Annotated in this window: 14 protein-coding genes; 7 read left to right on the top strand and 7 right to left on the bottom strand. The window is 65.8% G+C overall.

From position 1 onward, the window contains the following. Nucleotides 1-397 precede the first annotated feature (397 nt). From XH92_RS43790 to XH92_RS41530, 5 genes are all read left to right on the top strand, one after another. Nucleotides 398-7,912: an Ig-like domain-containing protein gene (locus XH92_RS43790; RefSeq protein ID WP_194457188.1), complete on the top strand. Its 7,515-nt coding sequence runs from the start codon at nt 398-400 to the stop codon at nt 7,910-7,912. Between the two features lie 159 nt (nt 7,913-8,071). Further along, nucleotides 8,072-9,277 carry an ABC transporter substrate-binding protein gene (locus tag XH92_RS41545; protein ID WP_194457187.1) on the top strand — a complete coding sequence of 402 codons (1,206 nt, stop codon included), beginning with the start codon at nt 8,072-8,074 and terminating at the stop codon, nt 9,275-9,277. A 122-nt stretch (nt 9,278-9,399) separates the two neighbouring features. Continuing rightward, complete coding sequence (locus XH92_RS41540; protein WP_194457186.1) at nt 9,400-10,194, top strand: enoyl-CoA hydratase; 795 nt, start codon at nt 9,400-9,402, stop codon at nt 10,192-10,194. 15 nt (nt 10,195-10,209) lie between these two features. Beyond that, nucleotides 10,210-10,965 carry a hypothetical protein gene (locus XH92_RS41535; RefSeq protein WP_194457185.1) on the top strand — a complete coding sequence of 252 codons (756 nt, stop codon included), beginning with the start codon at nt 10,210-10,212 and terminating at the stop codon, nt 10,963-10,965. 276 nt (nt 10,966-11,241) lie between these two features. Further along, nucleotides 11,242-13,356 carry an acetate--CoA ligase family protein gene (locus tag XH92_RS41530; protein ID WP_194457184.1) on the top strand — a complete coding sequence of 705 codons (2,115 nt, stop codon included), beginning with the start codon at nt 11,242-11,244 and terminating at the stop codon, nt 13,354-13,356. A gap of 173 nt (nt 13,357-13,529) precedes the next feature. Here XH92_RS41530 and XH92_RS41525 read toward each other — a convergent pair whose 3' ends face one another. The 7 genes from XH92_RS41525 to XH92_RS41495 all read right to left on the bottom strand — a co-directional run bounded on the left by XH92_RS41525 (nt 13,530) and on the right by XH92_RS41495 (nt 21,751). Further along, nucleotides 13,530-14,330 (bottom strand): enoyl-CoA hydratase/isomerase family protein, encoded by an 801-nt coding sequence (locus tag XH92_RS41525; RefSeq protein ID WP_024582673.1) that lies wholly within the window; start codon nt 14,328-14,330, stop codon nt 13,530-13,532. A gap of 41 nt (nt 14,331-14,371) precedes the next feature. Continuing rightward, complete coding sequence (locus XH92_RS41520; protein ID WP_018269158.1) at nt 14,372-15,532, bottom strand: acyl-CoA dehydrogenase family protein; 1,161 nt, start codon at nt 15,530-15,532, stop codon at nt 14,372-14,374. A 30-nt stretch (nt 15,533-15,562) separates the two neighbouring features. Further along, on the bottom strand, nt 15,563-16,630 hold the full coding sequence (locus XH92_RS41515; protein ID WP_194457183.1) for an acyl-CoA dehydrogenase family protein: 1,068 nt from the start codon (nt 16,628-16,630) through the stop codon (nt 15,563-15,565). 230 nt (nt 16,631-16,860) lie between these two features. Continuing rightward, complete coding sequence (locus XH92_RS41510; protein ID WP_194457182.1) at nt 16,861-17,712, bottom strand: IclR family transcriptional regulator; 852 nt, start codon at nt 17,710-17,712, stop codon at nt 16,861-16,863. 2 nt (nt 17,713-17,714) lie between these two features. Continuing rightward, nucleotides 17,715-18,848, bottom strand: a complete 1,134-nt coding sequence (locus tag XH92_RS41505) for an NADH:flavin oxidoreductase/NADH oxidase (RefSeq protein ID WP_194457181.1) — start codon at nt 18,846-18,848, stop codon at nt 17,715-17,717. 44 nt (nt 18,849-18,892) lie between these two features. After that, a complete protein-coding gene (locus XH92_RS41500; RefSeq protein ID WP_194457180.1) occupies nt 18,893-20,107 on the bottom strand; it encodes an ABC transporter substrate-binding protein in 1,215 nt (404 codons plus the stop codon). A gap of 15 nt (nt 20,108-20,122) precedes the next feature. After that, on the bottom strand, nt 20,123-21,751 hold the full coding sequence (locus XH92_RS41495) for an AMP-binding protein (protein WP_246788117.1): 1,629 nt from the start codon (nt 21,749-21,751) through the stop codon (nt 20,123-20,125). A 193-nt stretch (nt 21,752-21,944) separates the two neighbouring features. On the opposite strand from XH92_RS41495, the gene XH92_RS41490 reads away from it, so the two are divergent. Further along, the gene (locus XH92_RS41490) at nt 21,945-22,706 is read left to right on the top strand and encodes an N-acyl homoserine lactonase family protein (RefSeq protein WP_194457179.1); all 762 of its coding nucleotides are present in this window, start codon (nt 21,945-21,947) and stop codon (nt 22,704-22,706) included. 89 nt (nt 22,707-22,795) lie between these two features. Continuing rightward, entirely contained in the window at nt 22,796-23,578 is a 783-nt protein-coding gene (locus tag XH92_RS41485) for an SDR family NAD(P)-dependent oxidoreductase (protein WP_194457178.1), read from the top strand. Nucleotides 23,579-23,598 lie beyond the last annotated feature (20 nt).

Genomic DNA, 23,598 nt, shown 5'->3' with positions numbered 1-23,598 from the left:
CAGTCGCCGCGGACAGTCTGGCGGAAAGATCGCCTCCGAGCCACCAGCGAAGCGAAGCCGCATCGGCGGCGCCGACCGTGATTCGGCGACGCATCGCCGATCATTTCCTTGCCGCGCTTCTCATTGCGCGCAGACGCGAGATCGCCGTTTCACATCGATGCATGGCCGCTGCGGGGACGAATGCGTCTCGCACGTCCCTTGTCGTCGCGAAGATTGCCGTTCGAGCCCGCGATCCGCGCCCTCGCGCGCGTCAACCTTACCTCTTGAGCATCTCAACTCCGTGCGCGGAGTGAGAATTCGTTATTGTTGCCAATGAGTTGCGGCGCACGATAACTATTCGGCAATTTTTGGAAACAGCGACCGATCGCGGTCGCTCACGCATATTGCCGAGGTCCTTGTGTCGAACCCAGTTGTTCTCACGCTGACGACCACCGATCCCCTCCACGATTATCTCCAGCTCTACGGTGCAATCAACGCGATCAGCGTCGGCGGCGGACTCGCCGCGGCCAACACCGATTACGTCATCAACTTCTCGCTCTCGTCCGGCGCGCGCACGCTGCAATTGCTGGACGATCTGCCGGCCATCAATCTGATGAACGGCTCGACGCTGACCTTCGACGGCAACACCGACTACAACAACCAGCTCGGCGGCCAGGACTACAGCGACGTCATCGACGCGCGCGGCTATCAAGGTTTTGTCGTCGTCGCCGGCAAGGTGACGTTCAAGAACCTCACCATCATCAATGCGGTGGCAAGCGGCGGCAATGGCGGGGTCGGCGGCGGTGGCGGCGGTGCGGGCCTCGGCGGCGGTCTGTTCGTCGGTCAGAACGCGGACGTCACGCTCAACAACGTCAACTTCGGCAACAACACCGCCAAGGGCGGCAATGGCGGCGCGGTCGACCCGGCCGGTGGTGGCGGTGGAGGCGGCGGCATCGGGGCCGACGGCGGCAGCGGCAATGGCGGCGGCGGTGGTGGCGGCGGCTTCGGCGGTCAGGACTACTACGGCTATCACGGCAATGGCGGCAACGGTTACAGCGAGGCCGGCTCCGACACCCAGCATCCCTCGACCGGCGCGAGCAACGCCGGCGGCACGCCGGCGACGATCGAAGGCGCGGCAGGCGGTGGCCAGGGCGCCGACAATTACGGCGGCACCGGCTATGGCGCGCACGCCGGCGGCGGCGCGAGCGGTGGCGGTGGTGGTGGCGGTGTCGGTGGTGGCGGCGGCGGCATCGGCGGCGCCAATTCGGTCGGTGGCGGTCCCTCGGGCAACATCATCGGTTATGGCGGCGCCGGCGGCATGGGCGGCGGTGGCGGCGGCGGCATTTATGGCGGCGGCAACGGTGGCTTCGCCGGCGGTGGCGGCGGCTCCGGCAATGGCACCGGATACGCGCACAGCGGCGGCAATGGCGGGTTCGGCGGTGGCGGCGGCGGTTCGAACGGCACGCCCGGCACCGGCGGATTCGGCGCCGGCAGCGGCTCGCTCGCCGGCGGCGGTGGCGGCGGGTTAGGTGCCGGCGGCAACATCTTCGTGCAGCAGGGCGGCAAGCTCACCGTCATCGGCGGCACGCTGTCGGGCGCGACCGAGACCGGCGGCACCGGCGCCAACGGCGCAGGCAACGGCTCCGCCTATGGCGATATCTTCATCCAGGGCACGATGGTCGTCACCCCGACGCACACCGTTTCCACGGTCTTCCAGGGCCTGCAAACCGTCACCACGCTGACGATCGCCGATTCGATCGCCGACGAACGCGGCGTCAGCGGCAGCGGCACGACCGGAAAGCTGGTCGTCTCCGGCGGCGGCACGCTGACGCTGACCGGTGCCAGCAGCTATCTCGGCGGCACCCAGATCGACAGTGGCAACACGCTCTCGATCACGGCCGACAACAATATCGGCGGCTCAGCCGGCGCGCTGATCCTCAACGGCGGCATGCTGACCACGACCGGCGGCTACACCTTCACGCACGACATTCAGGTCACCGCCAATGGCGGCACCTTCGATATTTCGTCGGGCACGATCGCCGACACTGGCTCGATCAGCGGCTTTGGCACGTTCATCCTGTCCGGCGCAGGCACCTTGCAGCTTGGGCTCGGCCAGCTCGCGGGTCTGACCGGAACGCTCAACCTGAGCGGCGGGCATCTCTCGCTCACATCGGGCGGAACTTTTGACGACGCCATTGTGGTCGGCGGCAATTCCGTTGTTGTGGTCGGGACCGGCGCGACCGTCACCGACACCGCCTTGATCAGCGGCGGCGGCAATCTCGGCATCGATGGCGGCGGCACGCTCGTGCTCAGCCATGCCAACACCTATGGCAGCACCACGATCTATTCGGGCACCGCCTGGCTCACGACCTATGGCGCCGCCGGTACCGGCAACATTTCATTCACGTCGGGCCTCGGCGGCACGCTGAAGATCGACAACGCCGCGCTGAACGGCAATGCGTTCGCCAACAGCATCTCGAACTTCAATCCCGGCCAGAAGATCGATCTCACCGGGTTGGCGTACAACACCCAGAATCCGTCGCTCAACACCGTCAGCCTGTCCGGCAATACGCTCTCGATCTCGAACGGCACCACGACCGATACGCTAACCGTGACCGGGCTCGACGGCGGCACCCGCTTCCAGCTCTCTCAGGATGCCAACGGCGGAACGATCGTCCAGATCGTCTCGACGCGCGTGTTCAACGTCTCCAACGTCGCCGAGCTCAACGCGGCGATCCTGCAGATGGATTCCGGCGGGCAGAACGCCGCGTCGAATGCCAATTACACGATCAACATCACCGCCAACTTCGGCCTGACGTCGGAACTGTACGCACTCAATCTTCTGGGTGGATCCAGCGTCACCATCAACGGCAGCGACGGCCACGGCGGCACGCACACGATCGACGGTCTCAACGCCCAGCGTGGCTTCTTCGTCTATGCGGGCAACGTCAACCTCGAGAACCTGACCATCCAGAACACGGTGGCGGCGGGCGGCAGTGTGATCCGCGGCGGCGGTGGCGGCGGCGCCGGGCTCGGCGGCGCGCTGTTCGTCTCGTCGAACGGCAGCGCTACGATCGATAACGTCACCTTCCACAACAGCGCCGCGATCGGCGGCAGCGGCGGTGCCGGCGGCACTGGCAGTATGGCCTACAACTACGGCCTCGGCGGTGGCGGCGGGATGGGCGGACGCGGCGGAAGCAGCGGCGGCGGCGGGATCGGCCTTGGCGCGCAGGGCGCCGACACCGATCTCTTTAGAAGCGGTTCACCAGGCATCATCCCCAACGCCGCCGGAGGCGGCAAAGGCAGCGACGGTTACCTGATCTCGATCGGTGGTGGGACCGAGCTTTACTGGTATGGCGGAGCAGGCGGCGCCAATGGCGGCGGCGGCGGCGCGGCGGGTTGGATCAGCGACAGCGCCCGCGCTCCCTACGGGCCGGGCGGCGGTGTCGGCGGCGGCAACGGGGCTGCGGGCGGCAATGGCGGTTACGGCGGTGGCGGCGGCTATCGCGGCAATGGCGGCTTCGGCGGCGGCGGCGGTTACGGCGGCAATGGTGGCTTCGGCGGCGGCGGCGGCATCGGGGCCATGGGCGGCTTCGGCGGCGGCAATGGCGGCACCAACGGCAACGGCGCGCCGGGTGGCGGCGGCGGACTTGGCGCGGGCGGCACGGTCTTCGTTCAGCAGGGCGGTTCGCTGACCATCAAGGGCGGTTCGCTTTCAAACGATTCGGGCTTCAACGCCGTCGGCGGCGGCACCAATGGCATCGGGCAGGCCAGCGGCTCGGGCATCGGGTCCGGCATCTTCATCCAGGGCAACAACAATCTCAGCTTCACGCCTGGCAGCGGCCAGACGCTGACTGTCGCCAACGACATCGCGGACCAGAGCGGCAATGGCGGCACCGGTGCCAATGCCGGCGTCGGCGGCCTCGTCATCAGCGGCGGCGGCACCGTCATTCTCGGCGGCAACAACACCTATACGGGCAACACCACGGTCAGCGGCACCGGCACGAGGGTATCGATCTCGGCCAACGTCAATCTCGGCGCGGTCACCAGCATCCTGAAGCTCGGCGACGGCACCGGCATCAGCTTCACCGATGGCTTCACGCACGCCCGCAACATCACCGTCGCGGGCGATCCGGTCTTCAATGTCGCGGCCGGCGAGACCGTCACCCAGAGCGGTGTCATTTCCGATGGCGCGAGCCCGGGCGATGTCGAGGTGACCGGCGGTGGCCGGCTGGTGCTGTCTGCGCAGAACACCTATTCGGGCGGCACCGTCATCAAGGGCTCGATCCTCGAGCTCGCGTCGAGCGGCGCGGCGGGAACGGGCGCGATCGCCTTCACCGACGGCAGCACCGAGAAGCTCGTGCTCGATGCCGCGGCATTCTCCGGGACATCGTTCGGCACGGCGGTCACCGGCTTTTCCGGCGGCGACACGATCGATTTCGGCAACATCGCCTATGACGCAACGGCCGCGTTGTCCTATGCGAACGGCGTGCTGGTGGTAAAGGGCAGCGGCGGGACGACGCTCGCCTCGCTGCATCTGACGTTTGGCGCGGGCGCCACAGCCAGCTCGTTGAGCCTCGGCTCTGACGGCTCGGCCTCGCCGCATCTCGAGCTCAGGTCGCAGGCGAGCATCGCCTCGGTCACGTCGGACACCACCGGTCACCTCACGGCGCTGAACATCGGCAAGGTCGTCACCATCACGGTCAATTTCAGCAACACGGTGAGCGTGACGGGGGCGCCGGAGCTGCTGCTCAACGACGGCAAGGCCGCGACCTATGTCAGCGGCAGCGGCTCGCTCGCGCTGGTGTTCAGCTACACAGTGCAGGCCGGCGACAGCACGCCGGATCTGCAGGTGCAGAGCCTCTCGCTCAACGGCGGCACGATCAAGGATCCCGGCGGACAGGATGCTGACGTCAGCCATGCGGCGACCGATCTGCATCTGGTGATCGACGGGGTCGCGCCGACCGTGTCGGTTGCGGCGAGCCCGAGTTCGCTGCTGGCCGGGCAGACCTCGACCGTCACCTTCACCTTCTCCGAGGCGGTCGCGGGCTTTGCGCTGTCGGATACGACCGTGAGCGGCGGTGCGCTGAGCAACCTCGTCCATGTCGGCCTCAACGCCGCGCACCAGGACGTCTACACGGCGACCTTCACGCCCGACGTGACCAACACCGAGGCAGGCTCGGTCCAGGTCAACGCATCGAGCTATACCGACACCGCGGGGAATGCCGGCGCGGCGAGCAGCGCGATCACCTTCACGGGCGATACCAAGGCGCCGACGGTGCAGGTCACCGCCGATCATACCGCGCTGAGCGCCGGCGATAGCGCGCTCGTCACTTTCACGTTCTCGGAAGCCGTCGCCGGCTTCGGGCTGGGCGATGTCGGCGTCAGCGGTGGGTCGCTGGGCAACCTCACCCATGTCGGCGTCGATGGCTCCGGCCGTGACGTCTATACCGCGACCTTCACACCCGACGTGACCAACACCGAGGTGGGTTCGGTCCAGGTCAACGCATCAAGCTATACCGACGTCGCCGGCAATGCCGGCGCGTCGAGCAACACGATCAGCTTTACCGGCGATGCCAAGGCACCGACGGTGTCGGTTTCGGCTGACCACGCCACGCTGCTGGCCGGTCAGACCGCGGTCGTGACCTTCACCTTCTCCGAGGCCGTCTCAGGCTTCGCGCTAGGCGATGTCAGCGTCGCCGGCGGCACGCTGGGCAGCCTCGTCCATGTCGGGGTCAACGGCGCCGGCCAGGATATCTACACGGCAGCCTTCACGCCTGATGTCACCAACGCCGAAGCAGGCTCGGTGCAGGTCAACGCGTCCAGTTACAACGACACGGCCGGCAATGCCGGCGGGGCCAGCAATACGGTCACCTTCACCGGCGACACGCTGGCGCCGACGGTCTCCGTCACGCTCAACCCGGACGCGGTGTTGGCCGGCGACCTCTCGGTTGCGACCTTCACCTTCTCGGAGGCCGTCTCGGGCTTCACCCTTGCCGCAACCACCGTCCATGGCGGCGCGCTGAGCAATCTCGTGCATGTCGGGCTCAACAGCTCCGGCCACGACGTCTACACCGCGACCTTCACGCCCGATGTCAGCGACACCGAGACCGGCTCGGTGAAGGTCAATACGTCCGGCTACAGCGATCTCGCCGGCAATGCCGGTGCGGCGAGCAACACCGCCACGATCGGCGGCGACACGCTGGCGCCGACGGTGTCGATCGCGGCTGACCGCAACGCGCTGCTGGCGGGGCAGACCGCGCTGGTGACGTTCACCTTCTCCGAACAGATCGCAAGCTTCGCGCTCGCTGACGTCACGGTGCATGGCGGGGCTCTGGGCCATCTGGTCCATGTCGGCGTCAACGCATCGGGCCAGGATGTCTACACCGCAACCTTCACGCCGGACGAGAGCAACGCCGAGGCCGGCTCGGTGCAGGTCTCGGTCTGGAGCTACACCGACGTCGCCGGCAACGCCGGTGCGGCAAGCAACACCATCAGTTTCACCGGCGATACCAAGGCTCCGACGGTGTCGGTCGCGGCGAGCCCGAGCACGCTGCTTTCAGGCCAGAATTCGGTCGTTACGTTCACATTCTCCGAGCATGTCGCAGGCTTCACGCTCGGCGATACCGTCGTCGCCGGCGGTGTGCTGAGCAACCTGGTCCATGTCGGGCTCAACGTGTCAGGGCAGGACGTCTACACCGCGACCTTCGCGCCCGATATCAATGATGCGCTGGCGGGATCGATCCGGATCACGGCCTCAAGCTATACCGACGATGCCGGCAATGCCGGCGCGGCCAGCAACACCGCCACGATCGGCGGCGACACGCATGCGCCGACGGTCTCGGTGGCGGCCGACCATACCGTGCTGCACGCCGGCGACACGGCGCTGATGACGTTCACCTTCTCCGAGGCGGTCGCGGGCTTCGGACTTAGTGACATCGCCGTCCATGACGGCCTGCTGGGCAGTCTCGTCCATGTCGGCGTCAACAGCGCAGGCCATGATATCTACACTGCGGTCTTCACCGCCGACGTCACCGATCATCTGTCGGCCAATCTGTCCGTCACCGCGTCGAGTTACACCGACATCGCCGGCAATGCCGGCGCAGCAAGCGGCACCATCAATTTCACCGGCGACACCAAGCCGCCCGCGGCGCCGGGGCTGGCGCTGCACCAGGACACCGGCTTCTCGGGCGCCGACCACATCACCAGCAATCCGCTGATCGACTACACCAAATCCGATCCGGCCGACACGCTGCGCTTCAAGGCCGACGGCGCGGCGAGCTTCTCGACGGTGGCGCCGGTCTTCACCACGGACGGCGTGCACACCGTGACGGTGCAGGAGCTCGATGCCGCCGGCAATGTCAGCGCGTCGTCGAGCCTGACCTTTACCCTCGACACCACTGCGCCCTATTTCACCGGGATTGCGGCAACGCCGTCCGGCGGCGTCGCGGCGACGGGCTCGCTGGTGCAACTCACCGTCGGCTTCAACGAGGCGGTGCACGTCATCAGCGGCACGCCGCTCCTGACGCTGAACGACGGCGGCAGCGCGATCTACGATGCCGCGGCAACCGCACTGCTCGGCGATCCCTCGAAGCTGGTGTTCGATCACATCGTGTCGTCGACCAATCGTGCCGCCTCGTTCTCGGTGACCGGCTTCGCCGCCAATGGCTCCAGCGTCGTCGACCTCGCCGGCAATGCGGCCTCGCTGTCGGCCGTGTCCGCCGCCTTCGATGCGTTGCACATCAACGAGACAACAGTGCCGGCCTACACGCTTGGGCCGATCACCCGCCCGGAACTGCATCTGGATCTGGGCGGGCACGTCATCATGGACTCCGTGGCGTCGGCGTTCGCCGGACAATACGGCATGCAGTATTTGTTCCTCGGCCTGCCGGCCGGAACGCCCTATCAGACCGTGCCCGACTTCCACCTCTGATCGCATCGCGCGGAGAAATGGTCGGCGCAGCGTGTCATTCCGCTTAGCGGAAAACAGATTGCTGCCGCTGCGGCTTGCTGCAGTGCGGGCCATGCGGCATGATCCGGCCCTCGACACGGACCTTGTTGAACGAGGTCCGCATCTCAAGGGAGGATTTGAATGAGACGGGTTTTGGCCGGCGTGTTGGCCTGTGTGTTTGCGATCTCGGCGAATGTGTCGCTGGCGCAGGACAAGCCTCCGCTGAAGCTCGGCGGCATCCTCGACATGTCGAGCCTCTATGCCGACATCACCGGCTCGGGCAGCGAAACCGCGGCCAAGATGGCGGCGGAGGATTTCGGCGGCACCGTGCTGGGCCGCAAGATCGAGATTGTGGTCGGCGACCATCTCAACAAGGCCGACCTTGCCGCCAACATCGCCCGCGACATGATCGACAACCAGGGCGTCGAGATGATCTTCGACGTCGCGGCGTCCGCGACCGCGCTCGCCGCCGGCGAGATCGCCAAGGCGCGCGGCAAGATCATCATGTTCAACGGTCCGGGTTCGATCCGCCTCTCCAACGAGGCCTGCGGCCCCTATACTGTGCACTACGTGTTCGACACCTTCGCGCAGGCCAACGTGACCGGCCTTGCCGCGGTGAAATCCGGCCTCGACACCTGGTTCTTCCTGACCGCGGACTATGCGTTCGGCCAGGATCTCGAAAAGGACACCAGCAACGTCGTGGTGAAATCGGGCGGCAAGGTGCTCGGCAGCGTGCGGCATCCGATCAACACCTCGGACTTCTCCTCCTTCCTGCTGCAGGCGCAGGCCTCGAAGGCCAAGGTGATCGGGCTCGCCAATGCCGGCGGCGACACCATCAACGCGATCAAGCAGGGCGCCGAGTTCGGCATCACCAAGGGCGGTCAGAAGATCTCGCCGCTGCTGGCTTTCGTGACCGACATCGACAGCGTCGGACTCGAAACCGCGCAGGGGCTGCTGCTGGCGGAAGCGTTCTACTGGGATCTCAATGACGACACCCGAGCCTTCACCAAGCGCTACATGGAGCGCACCAAGCGGGTGCCGACCTCGGCCCAGGCCGGTGTCTACTCCTCGGTGACGCATTATTTGCAGGCGGTGAAGGCCGCCGGCACCACGGACGCGACCGCCGTCATGAAGGTGATGAAGGAGACCCCGATCAACGACATGTTCGCCAAGAACGGCCGGATTCGCGAGGACGGCCGCATGGTGCACGACATGTACCTGTTCGAGGTCAAGAAGCCCTCGGAATCGAAAGGCCGCTGGGACGACTACAAACTGCTCGCGACCGTGCCGGGCGACCAGGCGTTCCAGCCGCTGTCGGAATCGCGCTGCCCGCTGGTGAAGAAGTGACGAAGTCACGCAGTCATCCCGGGGCGCGCGAAGCGCGAACCCGGGATCTCGAGATTCCGGGTTCGATGCTGCGCATCGCCCCGGAATGACGAATTCAAAACAACAACGAAAGGCAAAACGCCATGAGCGACAATCAGATGGTTCTCCAATCCCTCGACCAGGGCCTGCTCACCATCACCATGAACCGTCCGGATCGGCGCAATGCGCTCAATCCGGACATGACGCGCGGCCTTGTCGAGGCGGCGCGGCGCGCGCAGGACGATACCGAGGTGCGAGCGGTGCTGATCCGCGGCGCCGGCGGCACCTTCTGCGTCGGTGGCGACGTCAAGTCGATGGCGGAAGGCCGCGCGCCGCTGCCGTTCGAGGCCAAGATGGCCAATTTGCGCCGCGGCATGGAGGTCTCGCGCATCCTGCACACGATGCCGAAGCCGGTGGTAGCGCAGCTCGACGGTGCGGCGGCCGGTGCAGGCCTTTCCATCGCGCTGTCCTGCGATCTGCGCGTCGCCAGCGCCTCCTGCAAGATCACCACCGCCTTTGCCAAGGTCGGCTTCTCCGGCGACTACGGCGGGACTTACTTCTTGACCAAGATGCTCGGCAGCGCCAAAGCGCGCGAGCTCTACATGATGTCGCCGGTGCTGTCGGCGCAGGAAGCCTACCACCTCGGCATGGTCTCGAAGGTGGTGCCCGATGCCGATATCGAGGCCGAGACGCTGGAGCTGGCGCGCTCGCTGGCGCAGGGCCCGTCGGTGGCGCTCGGCTACATCAAGCGCAACATCAACAATGCCGAGACCATGACGCTGGAGGCCTGCTTCGACGGTGAGGCGATCCACCACACCCGTGCCGGCGAGACCACCGACCACAAGGAAGCGGCCAAGGCCTTCGTCGAGAAGCGCAAGCCGACCTTCCAGGGTCAGTAAGCCGTGAGCTATCACATGGCCGAGTACATGCGGCTGCGGCAGATCTGCCTGGTGGCGCCGCAGCTCGCGCCCGTGATCGCGGATATCTCCGCGATCATGGGCCTCGACGTCTGCTACCGCGACGGCAACGTCGCCAAATATGGCCTCGAGAACGCGCTGCTGCCGGTCGATACCATCTTGCTCGAGGTCGTCGCGCCGTTCCAGCCGGGGCCGGGCACGGCGGCCGGCCGCTTCATCGAGAAGACCGGCGGCCGCGGCGGCTACATGGCGATCTTCGCTTGCGAGGATCCCGACGCGCGCGGCGCAAAGGCCAATGCGATCGGTGTGCGGACCGCCAACGTGATCACGCACGCGCCGTATCACGGCGTGCAACTGCACCCGCGCGACTGCCGCGCCGCCTTCATCGAGTTCAACCACACCGACGGCAGCGACGATGTGCTGGGGCCGTATCCACCCGCCGGCCCGGACTGGCAGGAGTCGATCCGCAAGGACACGACTTTGGCGCTGACCGAGGTCGAGATGCAGAGCCCCGAGCCTGAGGGGTTGGCGGCGCATTGGGGGAAGATCGTCGGCATTCCCGCCGACGGCACTGTAGTTAAGCTGCCGAACGCGACGTTCCGCTTCGTCAAGGGCGACAGCGAGATCATGAGCGGCTTGACGTTCAAGGTCGCCGACAAGGCGAGGGTGCTGGATGCCGCGAAAGCCAGGGGCTGTGCGGTAGTGGGGGATGAGTTCCTGCTCTGCGGCGTGACGTTCAAGCTGACGGCGTGATTCCGTAGCCCGGATGCAGCGAAGCGAAATCCGGGGCCGCACTTTCCACGGATGGACTATCCCGGATTGGGCTGCGCTCCATCCGGGCTACGCGGTGTCAATCCCGTCATCCTGAGGTGCGAGCGGAGCGAGCCTCGAAGGGTGCACGCCCCCGACCGGGCCGATTCATCCTTCGAGACGGCCGCGATGCGGCCTCCTCAGGATGACGGTGAGAGATTGAGCTCGCGTCATCGATCCAATATCGTCGAGCGCAACAATAACAACCGGAACGCCCCCATGCCGCATCCGCTCGATTCCTTCTTCGCACCAGAGAGCATCGCGCTGATCGGCGCCTCGCGCGATCATGAGAAGATCCCCGGGCGGCTGCTGGCGATGCTGCGCAAGAACGGCTATCCCGGCGCGCTCTATCCGATCAATCCGAACTATGACGAGATCGACGGCTTGAAATGCTTCAAGTCGATCGCCGAGATCGGCGCACCGATCGATCTCGCCGTCATCGTGATTCCCGCGCGTGCGGTGCTGCCGGCGCTGGAGCAGTGCGCGGCCGCCGGCGTCAGGAACGCCGTCATCATCTCCTCGGGCTTCGCCGAGGAGGGCGGCGACAGCGCTGAGATGCAGGATTCGATCGTGGCGCTGGCGAAGCGGACCGGGATGCGGATCAGTGGCCCGAACGCGGAAGGGTTCTACAGCCAGGTGCAGAAGGTCGCCGCGACCTTCAGCCCGACCGTCGACGTCAAGCCGGACGTGCCTGATCTGGTCGCGAGCCCGCGGCGGATCGGCATCGTGGCGCAGAGCGGCGGCATCGGCTTTGCCATCTATCATCGCGCCAAGGCGCTCGGCATAGCCCTCAGCTACGTCGTCAGCGCCGGCAATGAGAGCGATCTCGGCGCCGGAGAGTTCCTCGACTACATGGTGCAGGATCCCTCGACCGATGTGATCCTGCTGTTCATCGAGGGCATCCGCGACGTCGACAAGTTCCTCGCGGCGGCGAAGCACGCGGCCGAGCTCAGGAAGCCCGTCATCGTCAGCAAAGTCGGCCGTTCCGGCGCCGGCGAGCGCGCGGCGGCCTCGCACACCGCCAGCATGGCGGGCTGGTCGGCGGCCTATGATGCGGTGTTCGCGAAATACGGTTTCATCGTCTCCAACGATCTCGACGAGGCCGTGACGATTGCTGCCGTGTTGACCACCAATCCACTGCCGAAGGGCGATCGCGTCGCGGTGCTGACGGTGTCCGGCGGCGCCGGCATCTGGGGCGCCGACACCGTCTCGATGCAGGGCCTGCGGGTGCCGGAGTTGTCGGCCGATATCCAGCGCCAGATCAAGCAATGGATGCCGTCCTATGGCGCGGCGGGCAATCCGGTCGACGTCACCGCGCAGGGCGTCTCCTCCGGTGGCCTGCAGAAGAGCATCGAGCTGTTCGACGCGTCCGACGAGGTCGATGCGACCCTGGTCGTGCTGTCGCTGTCCAGCGAGACGCGGATGCCGTTCAAGGAGGCCGAGCTGAAGCCGGTGATCTCAAGGCAGAACAAGCCGGTGTTGTTCTATTCCTACACGCTGCCGTCGCGGTTCGCGCGGCAGGAGCTGGCGAAGTCGGGCGTGGTGGTGCTTTCGGGGCTAACCCATGTCGGCGTCGCGATGCGGCGGCTGGCCGACTATGCGAGCTTCAAGCCTGCGCCGGAGATCGCGGCATCGGCATCGCGGACGCACGATCTTTCCGCGCATCTCACAGCGAAGACGCTCTCCGAACATGACAGCAAGGCGCTGCTGCGCGCCGCCGGCATCGCGTTGCCGGACGAGGTGCTGGTGACGGATCGCGACGGGCTGGATGCCGCGATCGAGCGGGCCGGCTTTCCGCTTGTCATGAAGATCCAGTCGCCCTCGATCGCGCACAAGAGCGAGGTCGGCGGCGTCCGCGTCAACATCGCGGCCAAGGGCGCGGCATTCACCGCCTATCGCGACATGCTGGAGAGCGTGCAGAGGCAGCGGCCGGACGCTGCGATCCAGGGCGTGCTGGTCGGGCCGATGGCGAAGAAAGGCGTCGAGATCATCGTCGGCACCATGCTGGACGCGACCTTCGGGCCGATGGTGATGGTGGGGCTCGGCGGCATCACCACCGAGCTGTTCAAGGACGTGGTCTACCGTCCGGCGCCGGTGAGTCCAGCGGAGGCGACCACGATGCTGCAGACCCTAACGGCCGCGCCGCTGCTGCACGGTTTTCGCGGTGCGCCGAGGGCCGATGTTACGGCACTCGCGCGGCTGATCTCGCAGATTTCAGTGCTGGCGACGCAGCATGCAGGCGAGATCGCCGAGATCGAGGTCAATCCCGTGCTGGTGCACCCGGACGGGCAGGGCGTGACGATCGTCGATACGCTGGTGGTGCCGAGGGGCTAGCGTACCATCTCCCCACCGTCGTCCCTGCGAAAGCAGGGACCCATAACCACCGAATGGTGTTGGCGGAGCAAGGTAACGCCGCTTGTGCTCTTTCCGCTGGCCGCGGCGTATGGGTCCCTGCTTTCGCAGGGACGACCATGTTGAGAGAGAACGGCCTTTGAGAGAGGAAGGCCTCACCGCCCCTTGAAGTTCGCGACGCGGCGCTCGGCGGTGGCCTTGACGCCTTCCTTGAAGTCTTCGGTCGCGCGCAGCTTGGTCTGCTCTTCCAGCTCATGGTTGGTCGCGGCGAGCACGCGGTCGGCGAGGCCGGCGCGCATGGTGGCGCGGGTCGAGACCAGGCCGAGCGGCGAGCACTCGGCGATCTCCTGCGCGAGCTTCATCGCTTCCGCCCGCACCTGGTCCTGCGGCACCAGCACGTTGGCGAGGCCCCAGCGATAGGCCTCTTCGCCGGTGACGCGGCGGCTGGTGTAGAACATCAGCTCGGCGTTGTTCTTGCCGATCAGTTCCGGCAGCGTGGTGGTCAGGCCGAAGCCCGGGTGGAAGCCGAGTTTTGTAAAGTTCGCCGCGAAGCGCGCCTCAGGGCAGGCGACGCGGAAGTCGGCGGAGACGGCAAGGCCAAGGCCGCCGCCGATCGCGGCGCCGTGGATCGCCGCGACGATCGGCTTCTTGTTGCGGAAGATGCGCACCGCCTGAACATAGAGATGGTTGATCGGCAGGTTGGAGGCCGGATCGCTCTTGGCGCGCTCTTCCTGCTCCTGGCGGGCCGGGTCGCCGAAATTGGCGCCGGCGCAGAACGCCTTGCCTTGGGCTGCCAGCACCGAGGCGCGGATCTCGATGTTGTTGTCGAACTCCTCCAGCGCGTCGGCGATCTGGTTGATCAGCGCGACGTCGAAGAAATTCAGCGGCGGTTTTCGGATTTCGATCAGGCCGACATGGCCGTGGGTCTCGACGCCGATATCAGTGTATTTGGTCATTGATCTGTCCTCGTTGAATTAGCGCAAGCCAGCCTGCGCGGTTAGCGCAAACCAAGGCCGCGGGCGATGATGCCGCGCAGCACTTCGGTGGTGCCGCCCTGGATCGTCAGCTTGGGTGCGGTCTTGATGGCGAAATCGAGCTGCTTCTCCAGCGTCTCGCGATTGGTCGCGGTCTCCTCGACGAAAGCCGCGAGATCGCGAACGCGATGCGGCAGCTGCTGCTCCCACACCGTGCCAATGTCCTTGACGATGGAAGCCTCCACCACCGGCTCCTTGCCGGCCTGCAGCATGCCCGCCACCGACACCGACATGCGGCGCATGGTGTGGACCTGCGCCACCAGTCGGCCGATACCCTCGGCGCTGCGGGTGTCCGGGTTCTTGCCGACGGCGCGCACCAGCTCGGTGAGCACGTAATAGGTTTCGAGGAAACGCTCGGGGCCCGAGCGCTCATAGGCGAGCTCGGATGTCGCCTGCTTCCAGGCGCCGTCGACCTCGCCCAGCACGTGATCGTCGGGCACGAAGTAGTCGGTGAAGACGACCTCGTTGAACTCGAACTGGCCGGTGATCTGGCCGATCGGATTCACCTGGATGCCCGGCTGCTTCATCTTGACCAGGAACTGGGTCAGGCCGTGGCGACGGTTCTCCTTGGTCGGCGGCGAGGTGCGGAAGATCGCGATCATGTAGTCGGCGATGTGCGCCGACGAGGTCCAGATCTTGGTGCCGTTGATCAGGTAGCCGCCGTCGGTCTTGGTCGCGCGGGTCTTGGCCGCGAACAGGTCGGAGCCGGAGTTCGGCTCGCTCATGCCGATCGCGAAGCAGACCTCGCCGCGGCAGATGCGCGGCAGGATGTCCATCTTGATGTGCTCGGGCGCGTATTTCAGAAGCACCGGCCCGCTCTGGCGGTCGGCGACGAAGAAGCGCCGGGTCGGCGCGTTCGCGACCCGCATCTCCTCGGTCACGACATAGCGTTCGAGGAACGAGCGCTCCTGGCCGCCGTATTTCTTCGGCCAGGTCATGCCGAGCCAACCCTTGGCGCCGACGCGGCGGGAGAATTCCGGCGCGTCATTGTCCTCGCGGTTCGGCGCGTGGGGATCGAAAGTGCCGGCGGCGATTTCCTCGGCGAGGAAGGCGCGCACCTCCTTGCGGAGCTGCTCGCACTTTTCCGGCAGGCGGATCGGATCGAAACGAAGGGCTGCAGTCATGATGTCCAGTCCTGATCTTTCTGCCTGATCTCAGCGCGAAGCCACCAGCGGCCACAATTCATCGGCGCCACGCTCGGCGACCAGCTTGCCGAGCTCGACCGCCCAGTAGCTCTCCGAGCCGAAATCGTCGCGCCACGCCAATGCGCGCAGCGAATAGCGGTGCAGGATGTGCTCGATGGTGAAGCCGATCGCGCCGTGCACCTGGTGGGCGATGCTGCTGCCCTTCTCGGCGGCTTCCGAGCAACGGATCTTGGCCGCCGCTGCTTCGAGGAACACCGCGTCATTGTCGAGCGAGGTGGCGCTCGCGATGGTATCGGCCGCGGAGGTCGCGGCGGCCAGTGCCGCGGCATTTTCGCCGGCGAGACGCGCGAGGTTGTGCTGCACCGCCTGGAATTTCGAGATCTTCTTCTCGAACGCGACGCGCTCATTCGAGTATCGCACGGAGATATCGAGCATCGCTTCCAGCGCGCCGGCGATCTGCAGGCTGCGCACCACGCCGCCCATCAGCATCAGCGTGGTCTGGTCAAAGCCCTTCGGCGCGGGCTTGGTGGTGATGGGCTGCACCTTGTCGAGCGTGACGGTGTCGTTGTGATCACCGCCGAGCCCGATGCCGGATTCGATCCGGCACTTCGCGGCGTCGACCAGCGCGATCGAGATGCCGTCCTTGCCGCTCGCCAGCACCGCGAAATGCTTCGCGTCCTTGGCAAACGGCACGCCGCGCGCACGGCCCGAGAGCGAGCCGTCGGCGCCAGCCGTGACGCGGTCCTTCGGGCTCGCAGGGACAACCGTCATCTCGCCTTCCGGGGAGGCGAGCTTGCCTTGCGTCAGCAGCCAGCCGGCCAGCATTGTTTCGGCCAGCGGAACAGCGATCGCGTGCCGCCCGGCGACGTTGAGGACGCTGAAACCTTCCGCGAGGCTGGCGCCGGAACCGCCGAGATCGTCGGGCACCCAGGAGAGCGGCAGGCCGGCTTCGGTCAGCGCCTGCCACAGCGGCGCCTTCCATGCGCCCTGCTTGTCGTGATTGATGGTCTGCGCATCCGCGAGATCGGCGAAAATCTTTTCCGCGGTCTCGGCGACGATGTTCTCACTCTCCGCCACAGCGTTCCTCGTGTTGATTGGCTCTGGCTGGCCGTTCGGCCATGCCCTGCTTGCGATGTTGTCTTGCGCTCAATGATGCGGAAAAGCCATAGCCGTGACAAGCGCTGCCCGCAGGGCCACTTGCGCAGATGGCATGAAGCCGGACATGGCGCATGAATTCCGCCGAGTGAACTTTGCGCTGTCTCGGTTTGTATGCCACGCGCGGGCGCAGATTGGCCGGTGACATCAATTCAGTCCGCCAGATGAAACTCGATCGCCTTCCGCATCAGGTCGGCGAACTCGGTCTCCTGCGTGACCAGCGCATCGTTCAGTCCGGCGACGCACAGCACCAGCGGCTCGTTCGATTCCGCAATCGGCGGCAGGTTCATGGCAACGGCGCCCGCACCCGGCGTGACCAGGCCGAGCGAGAACGCATGCCCCTTGGCGCGGACTTGCTTCAGCTCCAGCAGCAGCGCCTTGATGTCGACCTGCCGATCGGCGCGCGGCTCGTTGGCGTTGATCAGGCGCACCAGGCGGCGGACCTCCTTGTCCGGATAGGCCGACAGCAGCGCGTAGCCCGATGCGGATCGCGCCAGTGGCCGCAGCGTTCCGGCCTTGACATACAGCCGCATCGGCAGTCTGGCCTGAATGATGTGGACATATTGCGCGCTGAGCCCGTTGCGCACCGCGAGCATGATGGTCTCGCCGGTCCTCTCGGAGAGTTCGTTCATCAAATTGACCAGGCGCCCCCGGGTGAACAGCGCGGGGCTCAGCCAGTGCCCCAACATCGAGATCCGCGGCGTCGGGATATAGGTGCGGCGGCTGGTGTCGTAATGCAGATACCCGAACGCCGTCATCGTCCGCATCAGCGCCGAGGTGCTGGACTGTGGGAATTTCAGGGCGGCCGCGACCTCGATCGCGGAAGCGGCCCGCTGGTGCTCCTCGAAGAATTCGAGCACGTCGAACACGCGCCGCGCCGACTTGACCGCATTGTCCATCTTCGGCAGGTCGCGCGAGGTGTCGCCGGGGAAATCGGGGCGGTCGAAAGGCCGCGCACCAGCGGTCGCGCCGGCATTCGCTGCATCCTTCTTCGCCACCGGCATCGCTATCGTCCCTGCTGTGCCACCCGCCGCTTCAGCCACCAGCCATATTGCTCCGGCCAACTGGTCCACTCGGGGTCGCATCCGAGCGCAAGCGCCGTTTGCGCGGGCCAGTTCGGATTCCATAGCAGTTCGCGGCCAAGTGCAATAAGCGTCGCCTTGCCGTCCCGCAAGATGGCTTCGGCGTAGTCCGGCTCGCGGATCAATCCGACCGCGACCGTCGGCATGCCGGCTTCCTTTTGGATACGCTCGGCGAACGGCACCTGGAAACCCGGGGTTCGCGACACCAGCGAATTGCCGCGCGGCAATTTCATGCCGCCCGACGAGCAGTCCACCATGTCGATCCCGATCGCCTTCAGCTCGGTCGCAAATGCAATCGAGTCCTCGATTCCCCAGCCGATGTCGACGCCGTCGACCGACGAGATGCGGACGAAGGCCGGCAGATGATCCGGCCATTCCTCGCGCATGATCGCAGCGATCCGCAGCGGCAGGCGCATGCGATTTTCGCGCGACCCGCCATACTCGTCGTTGCGGTTGTTCGCCAGCGGCGACAGGAACGAGTGCATCAGATAGCCGTGCGCGCAGTGCAGTTCGATGACGTCGTAACCGGCAGCCCGGGCACGGCGAAACGCCTGGCGGTAGTCGTCCACCAGGGCATCGATCTGCTCTGACGTCATCATCTGCGGCGCCGGCCAGCCGTCGTCGAACGGAATGCCGCTGGAGGCCGCGATCTGCCATGGGCCTTCACCGCGCGCCTCGACGTCGGCTTCGCCGAGCGGATTGCCGCCTTCCCACGGCCGCTGCGACGAGCCCTTCCGGCCGCCATGTGCGATCTGGATCGCGGCTTTGGCGTTGAAGCGGTGGATCAGCGCGGCGAGCGCGGCATGGTCCGCGATATGCGCATCATCCCAGATGCCGAGACAGCCATGGGTGATGCGTCCCTGGGTGTTTACCGAGCTCTGCTCGACGAACACGAGACCGGCGCCGCCGGCGGCGAGCTTGCCGATATGCGCGGTATGCCAATCGGTGGCGCGCCCCTCGCGCGCCGAATAGGTCGCCATCGGCGAGACCATGATCCGGTTCTTCAGTTCGAGGTCGCGCAGTTGCAGCGGGGTGAAAAGCAGCGGCAGCTCGGTCATTTGGTGTCCAACCTTGCTCGTGGTTTGCGGATTCATGCGGGCAATCATTTCTTCAGCAGCGGGCAGGCGCTCTCCTCGGGCGTTGCGAAGGCTTCCTTGCCCGGGATGACCTGAACCAGCTTCTCGTAGTCCCAGGCGCCCTTGGATTCCGCCGGCGATTTCACCTGCACCAGATACATATCGTGGATCAGCTGGCCGTCCTCGCGCAGGAACGCGTTGCGGGCGAAGAAGTCGTCGATCGGCATGTCCTTCATCTGCGCGATCACCTTGGGGCCGTCGTCGGTGCCGGACTTCTCCACCGCCTTGAGATAGTTCATGACCGCGGAGTAGAGGCCGGCCTGGACCATGGTCGGCCGCTTGTTGGTCCTGGCCATGAAGCGGGCGGCGAAGTCGCGGGTCTTGTCGTCGAGATCCCAATAGAAGGCGGTCGCGAGCTGCAGCCCCTGCGCGGCTTGCAAGCCGATCGCGTGGATGTCGCTGGTCTGCATCAGGAAGGCCGCGACCTTCTGCTTTTGCGCCAGCCCGAATTCCTGCGCCTGCCGGATCGAATTGGCGAGGTCGCCGCCGGTGTTGGCGAAGGCGATCACATCCGCCTTCGAGCCCTGGGCCTGCAGCAGATAGGACGAGAAATCCATGCTGTTGAGCGGATGCCGCACGTCACCGACGATGCTGCCGCCGACCTTCTCCACGGTCTTGGCGGCGTCGTTGCGCAGCGCGTGGCCGAAGGCGTAGTCGACCGTGACGAAGTACCAGCTCTTGGCGCCTTCCTTGGCCAGCGCCCGCACCGTGCTGTTGGCAAGCGCATAAGTGTTGTAGGTCCACTGCACCGAATTGGCCGAGCAGCCCTTTCCGGTCAGATCGGAGGAGCCGGCCGACGACACCAGCATCGCCTTGTTCTTCTGCTTGGTGAGTTCGAGCACGGCGAAGGCAACCGCGGAATTGGCGAAATCGACGATGACGTCGACATTCTCCTGCTCATACCAGCGCCGTGCGATGCCGGCGCCGATGTCGGCCTTGTTCTGGTGGTCGGCATCGACCATCGCGATCGGCTTGCCCATCACCTTGCCGCCGAAATCCGCGATCGCCATCCGCACCGCTTCGACCGCACCGGGGCCCGCCGCGTCGGCATAGAGGCCGGCCTGATCGGTCAGCACGCCGATCTTCACCATGTCGTCGGAGATCTGTGCGTGGGATGGCGCGGCGAAGGCGACTGAGAGGATTGCAGCGCCGGCGGCGATCCATCCGTAACTCGATGTCATTGTCGTTCGTTTCCTCTAGTTCGATTGCCTTATGGCGTTGGTCTTTTCTTGCCGCAGGTCGATCATGCCGGGATGCGCCTGCGGGTCCTTGTCCGGGCCGAGCAGCGTGTGCTTCTGGATCTTGTTGGTCGAGGTCAGCGGCAGCTCGGCGACGAAGGCGATCCACGCCGGCAGCTTGAACGGCGCCAGGCGCTCGCGGCAGAAATGGAAGATGTCCTGCGCGACCTCGCGTGAAGCATCCGCGCGGTCGTTGATCACGATGAAGGCCGCAACCTCCTCGTCGCGGATCGGATCGCGCACGGCGACGACCGCCGCCTGTCTGACCAGCGGCGCCGTTGTCAGCACGGCCTCGATCTCGGCCGCCGAGATGTTCTCGCCGGCGCGCCGCACCAGATGCTTCAGCCGGTCGACGAACACGAACGCGCCGTCATCGTGCTGCCAGGCGCTGTCGCCGGTATGAAACCAGCCGCCGCGCCAGGCCTGCTCGGTGGCCTCGGGGTCCTTCAGGTAGCCGGAGAAGAAGCCGCGCCGCGGGGTCGCTTCCGAGTGACGCACGCAGAGTTCGCCGACCGTGCCCGGCGGCAGCGCATTTTCGTCGGCATCGAGGATCGTCATTTCGAGGCCGGGCACGCTGCGGCCGATGGTGTTGGTCTCGAGATGGCGCGGCTCGACCGTGTTGAACGGGCTGCGTCCGGTCTCCGTCATGCCCCAACCCTCGACGAAGGGAATGCCGAAGCGCTCGCGGGCGCGCGCACGTTGTTCGGGATTGGCGCCGACGCCCATCGAGAAACGCAGCGCATGGGCCTTCTCGTCCGGCGTCTCCGGCTGCGCTAGCAGGGCCGCGACGATCACGCCGAGATAGTGCAGCACGCTGGCCCGGCTCGCGACGATGTCGCGCCAGGCCGACTTCGCGTTGAAGCGCTCCGGCAGGATCAGGCAGCCGCCGGTCAGCATCATCGCGATCGGGGTCAGCGTCAGGCCGGCCATGTGGAACAGCGGCAGCGGACTGTAGAGGCGCTCCGTGCCGGCATGATACGTCGCCTCGCCGCCGTGGCTGATGTACCAGCGTCCGGTCGTGACCACGTATTCATTGGTCAGGATGCATCCCTTCGGACGCGCCGTCGTGCCTGACGTGTACAACAGTGCGGCCTCGGTCTCGCTTCCGGGCTCGCCGGCGCGTGGCGGCGGCCGCCGGGCCTGCGGGATTTTGTCCACGCTGGTGCCGAGATCGTCGCCGGAGACTTCAAGCACCGGTACTGCGCCGGTCAGTGCCTTCTGCAACTCCTTCTGGTCGCGCAGCGTGACGATCAGGTCGGGCTCGGCATGCGCAATGAGATACGCGATCTCCGCTGCGCGATAGGCCGGGTTGATCGGAACGACCGAAGCGCCAAGGCCGTTGAGCGCCAGCCAGTGCACGATAAAATCGGGCCGGTTCTCCAGCAACAGGCAGGCGCGGTGTCCATGCCCAAACCCGGCTGCGCGGTATTGTTCGCGCAATGCGCAGACCTGCCGCGCAATGTCGCCATAGGACAGTTCGACGCCATCGGGAAAGTATGCGCGGTCGGGACGCGCGGGAATGCAGAGGAAGGGTTTGAACGCCGCAGCATCTGCGGTCGCAGCGAACACGTTGAACACGGTGTACATCGTCGCGAATGTTTCCCCTGACGGCCGCAGATCGGCGTCGACGGTGCCGGTCTGCGCGTGCTGCTTCGTTGAGCGCGTTGCCGCGATCGCGGCGTTGCGCGGAAGCTATAAGGGTGAGTAATGTGGTGTCAAATTGATTATGAGTTTCTAAAAAACTCGTATGTAGTTTGAGACCAAATCGGGAGGTAACGAGATGAAGATGCATATGCTGTCTGGCGGACGTCTGCGGATGTCGAGGCGGACCTATCTGCCGGATGCCGCGCGCGGCGAGACGATCGATCTGCCGGTCGCCTGCGTGCTGTTGCGGCACACGCAGGGCAATGTGCTGTTCGACACCGGATGCCATCCCGATGTCGCGACCGATCCCGAAGGGCGGCTCGGCACGCTTGCCAAATACATGCAGCCGATCATGCCGGCGGACGATCATGTGCTGACCAGCCTGAAGGCCGTCGGTCTTGGCCCCGACGATATCGACGTGGTGATCTGCTCTCACCTGCACACCGATCATTGCGGCTGCAACGCCTTCTTCAAGAAGGCGACGATCTTCGTCCATGCACTCGAGATCGAGGCCGCGAATGCCGATAACGCGTTCGATCGCGGATACATCAGGGCGGATTGGGATCATCCGCTGAAGATGGAGATCTTCGACCGCCAGATGGACGTGTTCGGCGACGGCAAACTGACGCTGATCCCGCTGCCGGGACATTCGAAGGGAACGACGGGTGCGCTGGTCAAGCTCGACAACAGCGGCGAATACCTGCTGGCGTCCGATTCGCTCAGCGTGCGCGCCAATCTCGATCAGCGGACCTCACCGCGGAACAGTCTCGATGTCGACCAGTTCCTGAACTCGCTCGACGAGATCGCGAGAATCGAGGCATCCGGCGTCAAGATCATCTGCGGTCATGACGAGGCACAATGGGCCGGTTTGCAGAAGGGCCCACACGCATACACTTAGGAGCCTGGCGCGGTTGCAGATACTGCTCCGCGCGATATGGTATGCCGCCGCCGGAGTTCATCTGGCTCACAACAACAAGGAAAATGCAGATGTCCAAGGATGGTTTGTGTGCGATCGTGACGGGATCGGCATCGGGCCTCGGCGCCGCCACCGCGCAAATCCTCGCCACCGAGGGCGCGCGCCTCATCATCAACTACTCCAACAGCAAGGTGGAAGCCGAAGCGACCGCGGACGCCTGCCGCAAGCGGGGTGCCGAGGTGCTGGTGGTGCAGGGCGACGTCTCGCGCGATGAGGACTGCAGGAAGATCGCAGCCGCCGCCGAGGGCTGGGGCCGCCTCGACGTGCTCGTCAACAATGCCGGCACCACCAAGCACGTGCCGCATTACGATCTCGACGGCCTGACCGCTGAAGACTTCCAGCGCATCTATGCCGTCAACACCATCGGCCCGTTCCAGATGGTCCGTGCCGCGCGCGCGCTGCTCGAAGCCGGCGCGAAGGCGTCCGGCCGTCCCGCTGCGGTGGTCAACGTCTCCTCGATCGCCGGCATTTCCGGCGGCGGTTCGTCAGTCGCCTATGCCGCCAGCAAGGGCGCGCTCAACACCATGACGCAGTCGCTGGCGCGCGCGCTGGCGCCGTTGATCCGCGTCAACACCGTGTGCCCGGGCTATATCGATACGCCCTGGTTCACCAAGGGCCGCGGCGAGGATGGTGCCAAGCAGGTGCGCGATGCCGTGATCGCGCGGGTGCCGCTGAAAGTCGCGTCGTCTGCCGAGGATATCGCCAATCTCGTCTGCTTCCTGGCGAGCCCGGCGTCGAGCAACATGACCGGAGAATTCGTCCGCATGGACGCCGGCATGCATCTCATTCAGTGAGCTAGCCATTCACGCTCTCC

Origin of the sequence: Bradyrhizobium sp. CCBAU 53421, from assembly GCF_015291625.1 — a bacterium.
In the GTDB taxonomy this organism is placed as follows: Bacteria; Pseudomonadota; Alphaproteobacteria; order Rhizobiales; family Xanthobacteraceae; genus Bradyrhizobium.
Note: the sequence above shows the minus strand (reverse complement) of the source record. Positions and strands in the feature narration are given on the sequence as shown.

Bases quoted from the DNA above. Each gene is read 5' to 3' on its own strand.
- XH92_RS41545 (WP_194457187.1), top strand. From the start codon at position 8,072: ATGAGACGGGTTTTGGCCGGCGTGTTGGCCTGTGTGTTTGCGATCTCG.
- XH92_RS41540 (WP_194457186.1), top strand. From the start codon at position 9,400: ATGAGCGACAATCAGATGGTTCTCCAATCCCTCGACCAGGGCCTGCTC.
- XH92_RS41535 (WP_194457185.1), top strand. From the start codon at position 10,210: ATGGCCGAGTACATGCGGCTGCGGCAGATCTGCCTGGTGGCGCCGCAG.
- XH92_RS41530 (WP_194457184.1), top strand. From the start codon at position 11,242: ATGCCGCATCCGCTCGATTCCTTCTTCGCACCAGAGAGCATCGCGCTG.
- XH92_RS41525 (WP_024582673.1), bottom strand. From the start codon at position 14,330: ATGACCAAATACACTGATATCGGCGTCGAGACCCACGGCCATGTCGGC.
- XH92_RS41520 (WP_018269158.1), bottom strand. From the start codon at position 15,532: ATGACTGCAGCCCTTCGTTTCGATCCGATCCGCCTGCCGGAAAAGTGC.
- XH92_RS41510 (WP_194457182.1), bottom strand. From the start codon at position 17,712: ATGCCGGTGGCGAAGAAGGATGCAGCGAATGCCGGCGCGACCGCTGGT.
- XH92_RS41505 (WP_194457181.1), bottom strand. From the start codon at position 18,848: ATGACCGAGCTGCCGCTGCTTTTCACCCCGCTGCAACTGCGCGACCTC.
- XH92_RS41500 (WP_194457180.1), bottom strand. From the start codon at position 20,107: ATGACATCGAGTTACGGATGGATCGCCGCCGGCGCTGCAATCCTCTCA.
- XH92_RS41495 (WP_246788117.1), bottom strand. From the start codon at position 21,751: ATGTACACCGTGTTCAACGTGTTCGCTGCGACCGCAGATGCTGCGGCG.
- XH92_RS41490 (WP_194457179.1), top strand. From the start codon at position 21,945: ATGAAGATGCATATGCTGTCTGGCGGACGTCTGCGGATGTCGAGGCGG.
- XH92_RS41485 (WP_194457178.1), top strand. From the start codon at position 22,796: ATGTCCAAGGATGGTTTGTGTGCGATCGTGACGGGATCGGCATCGGGC.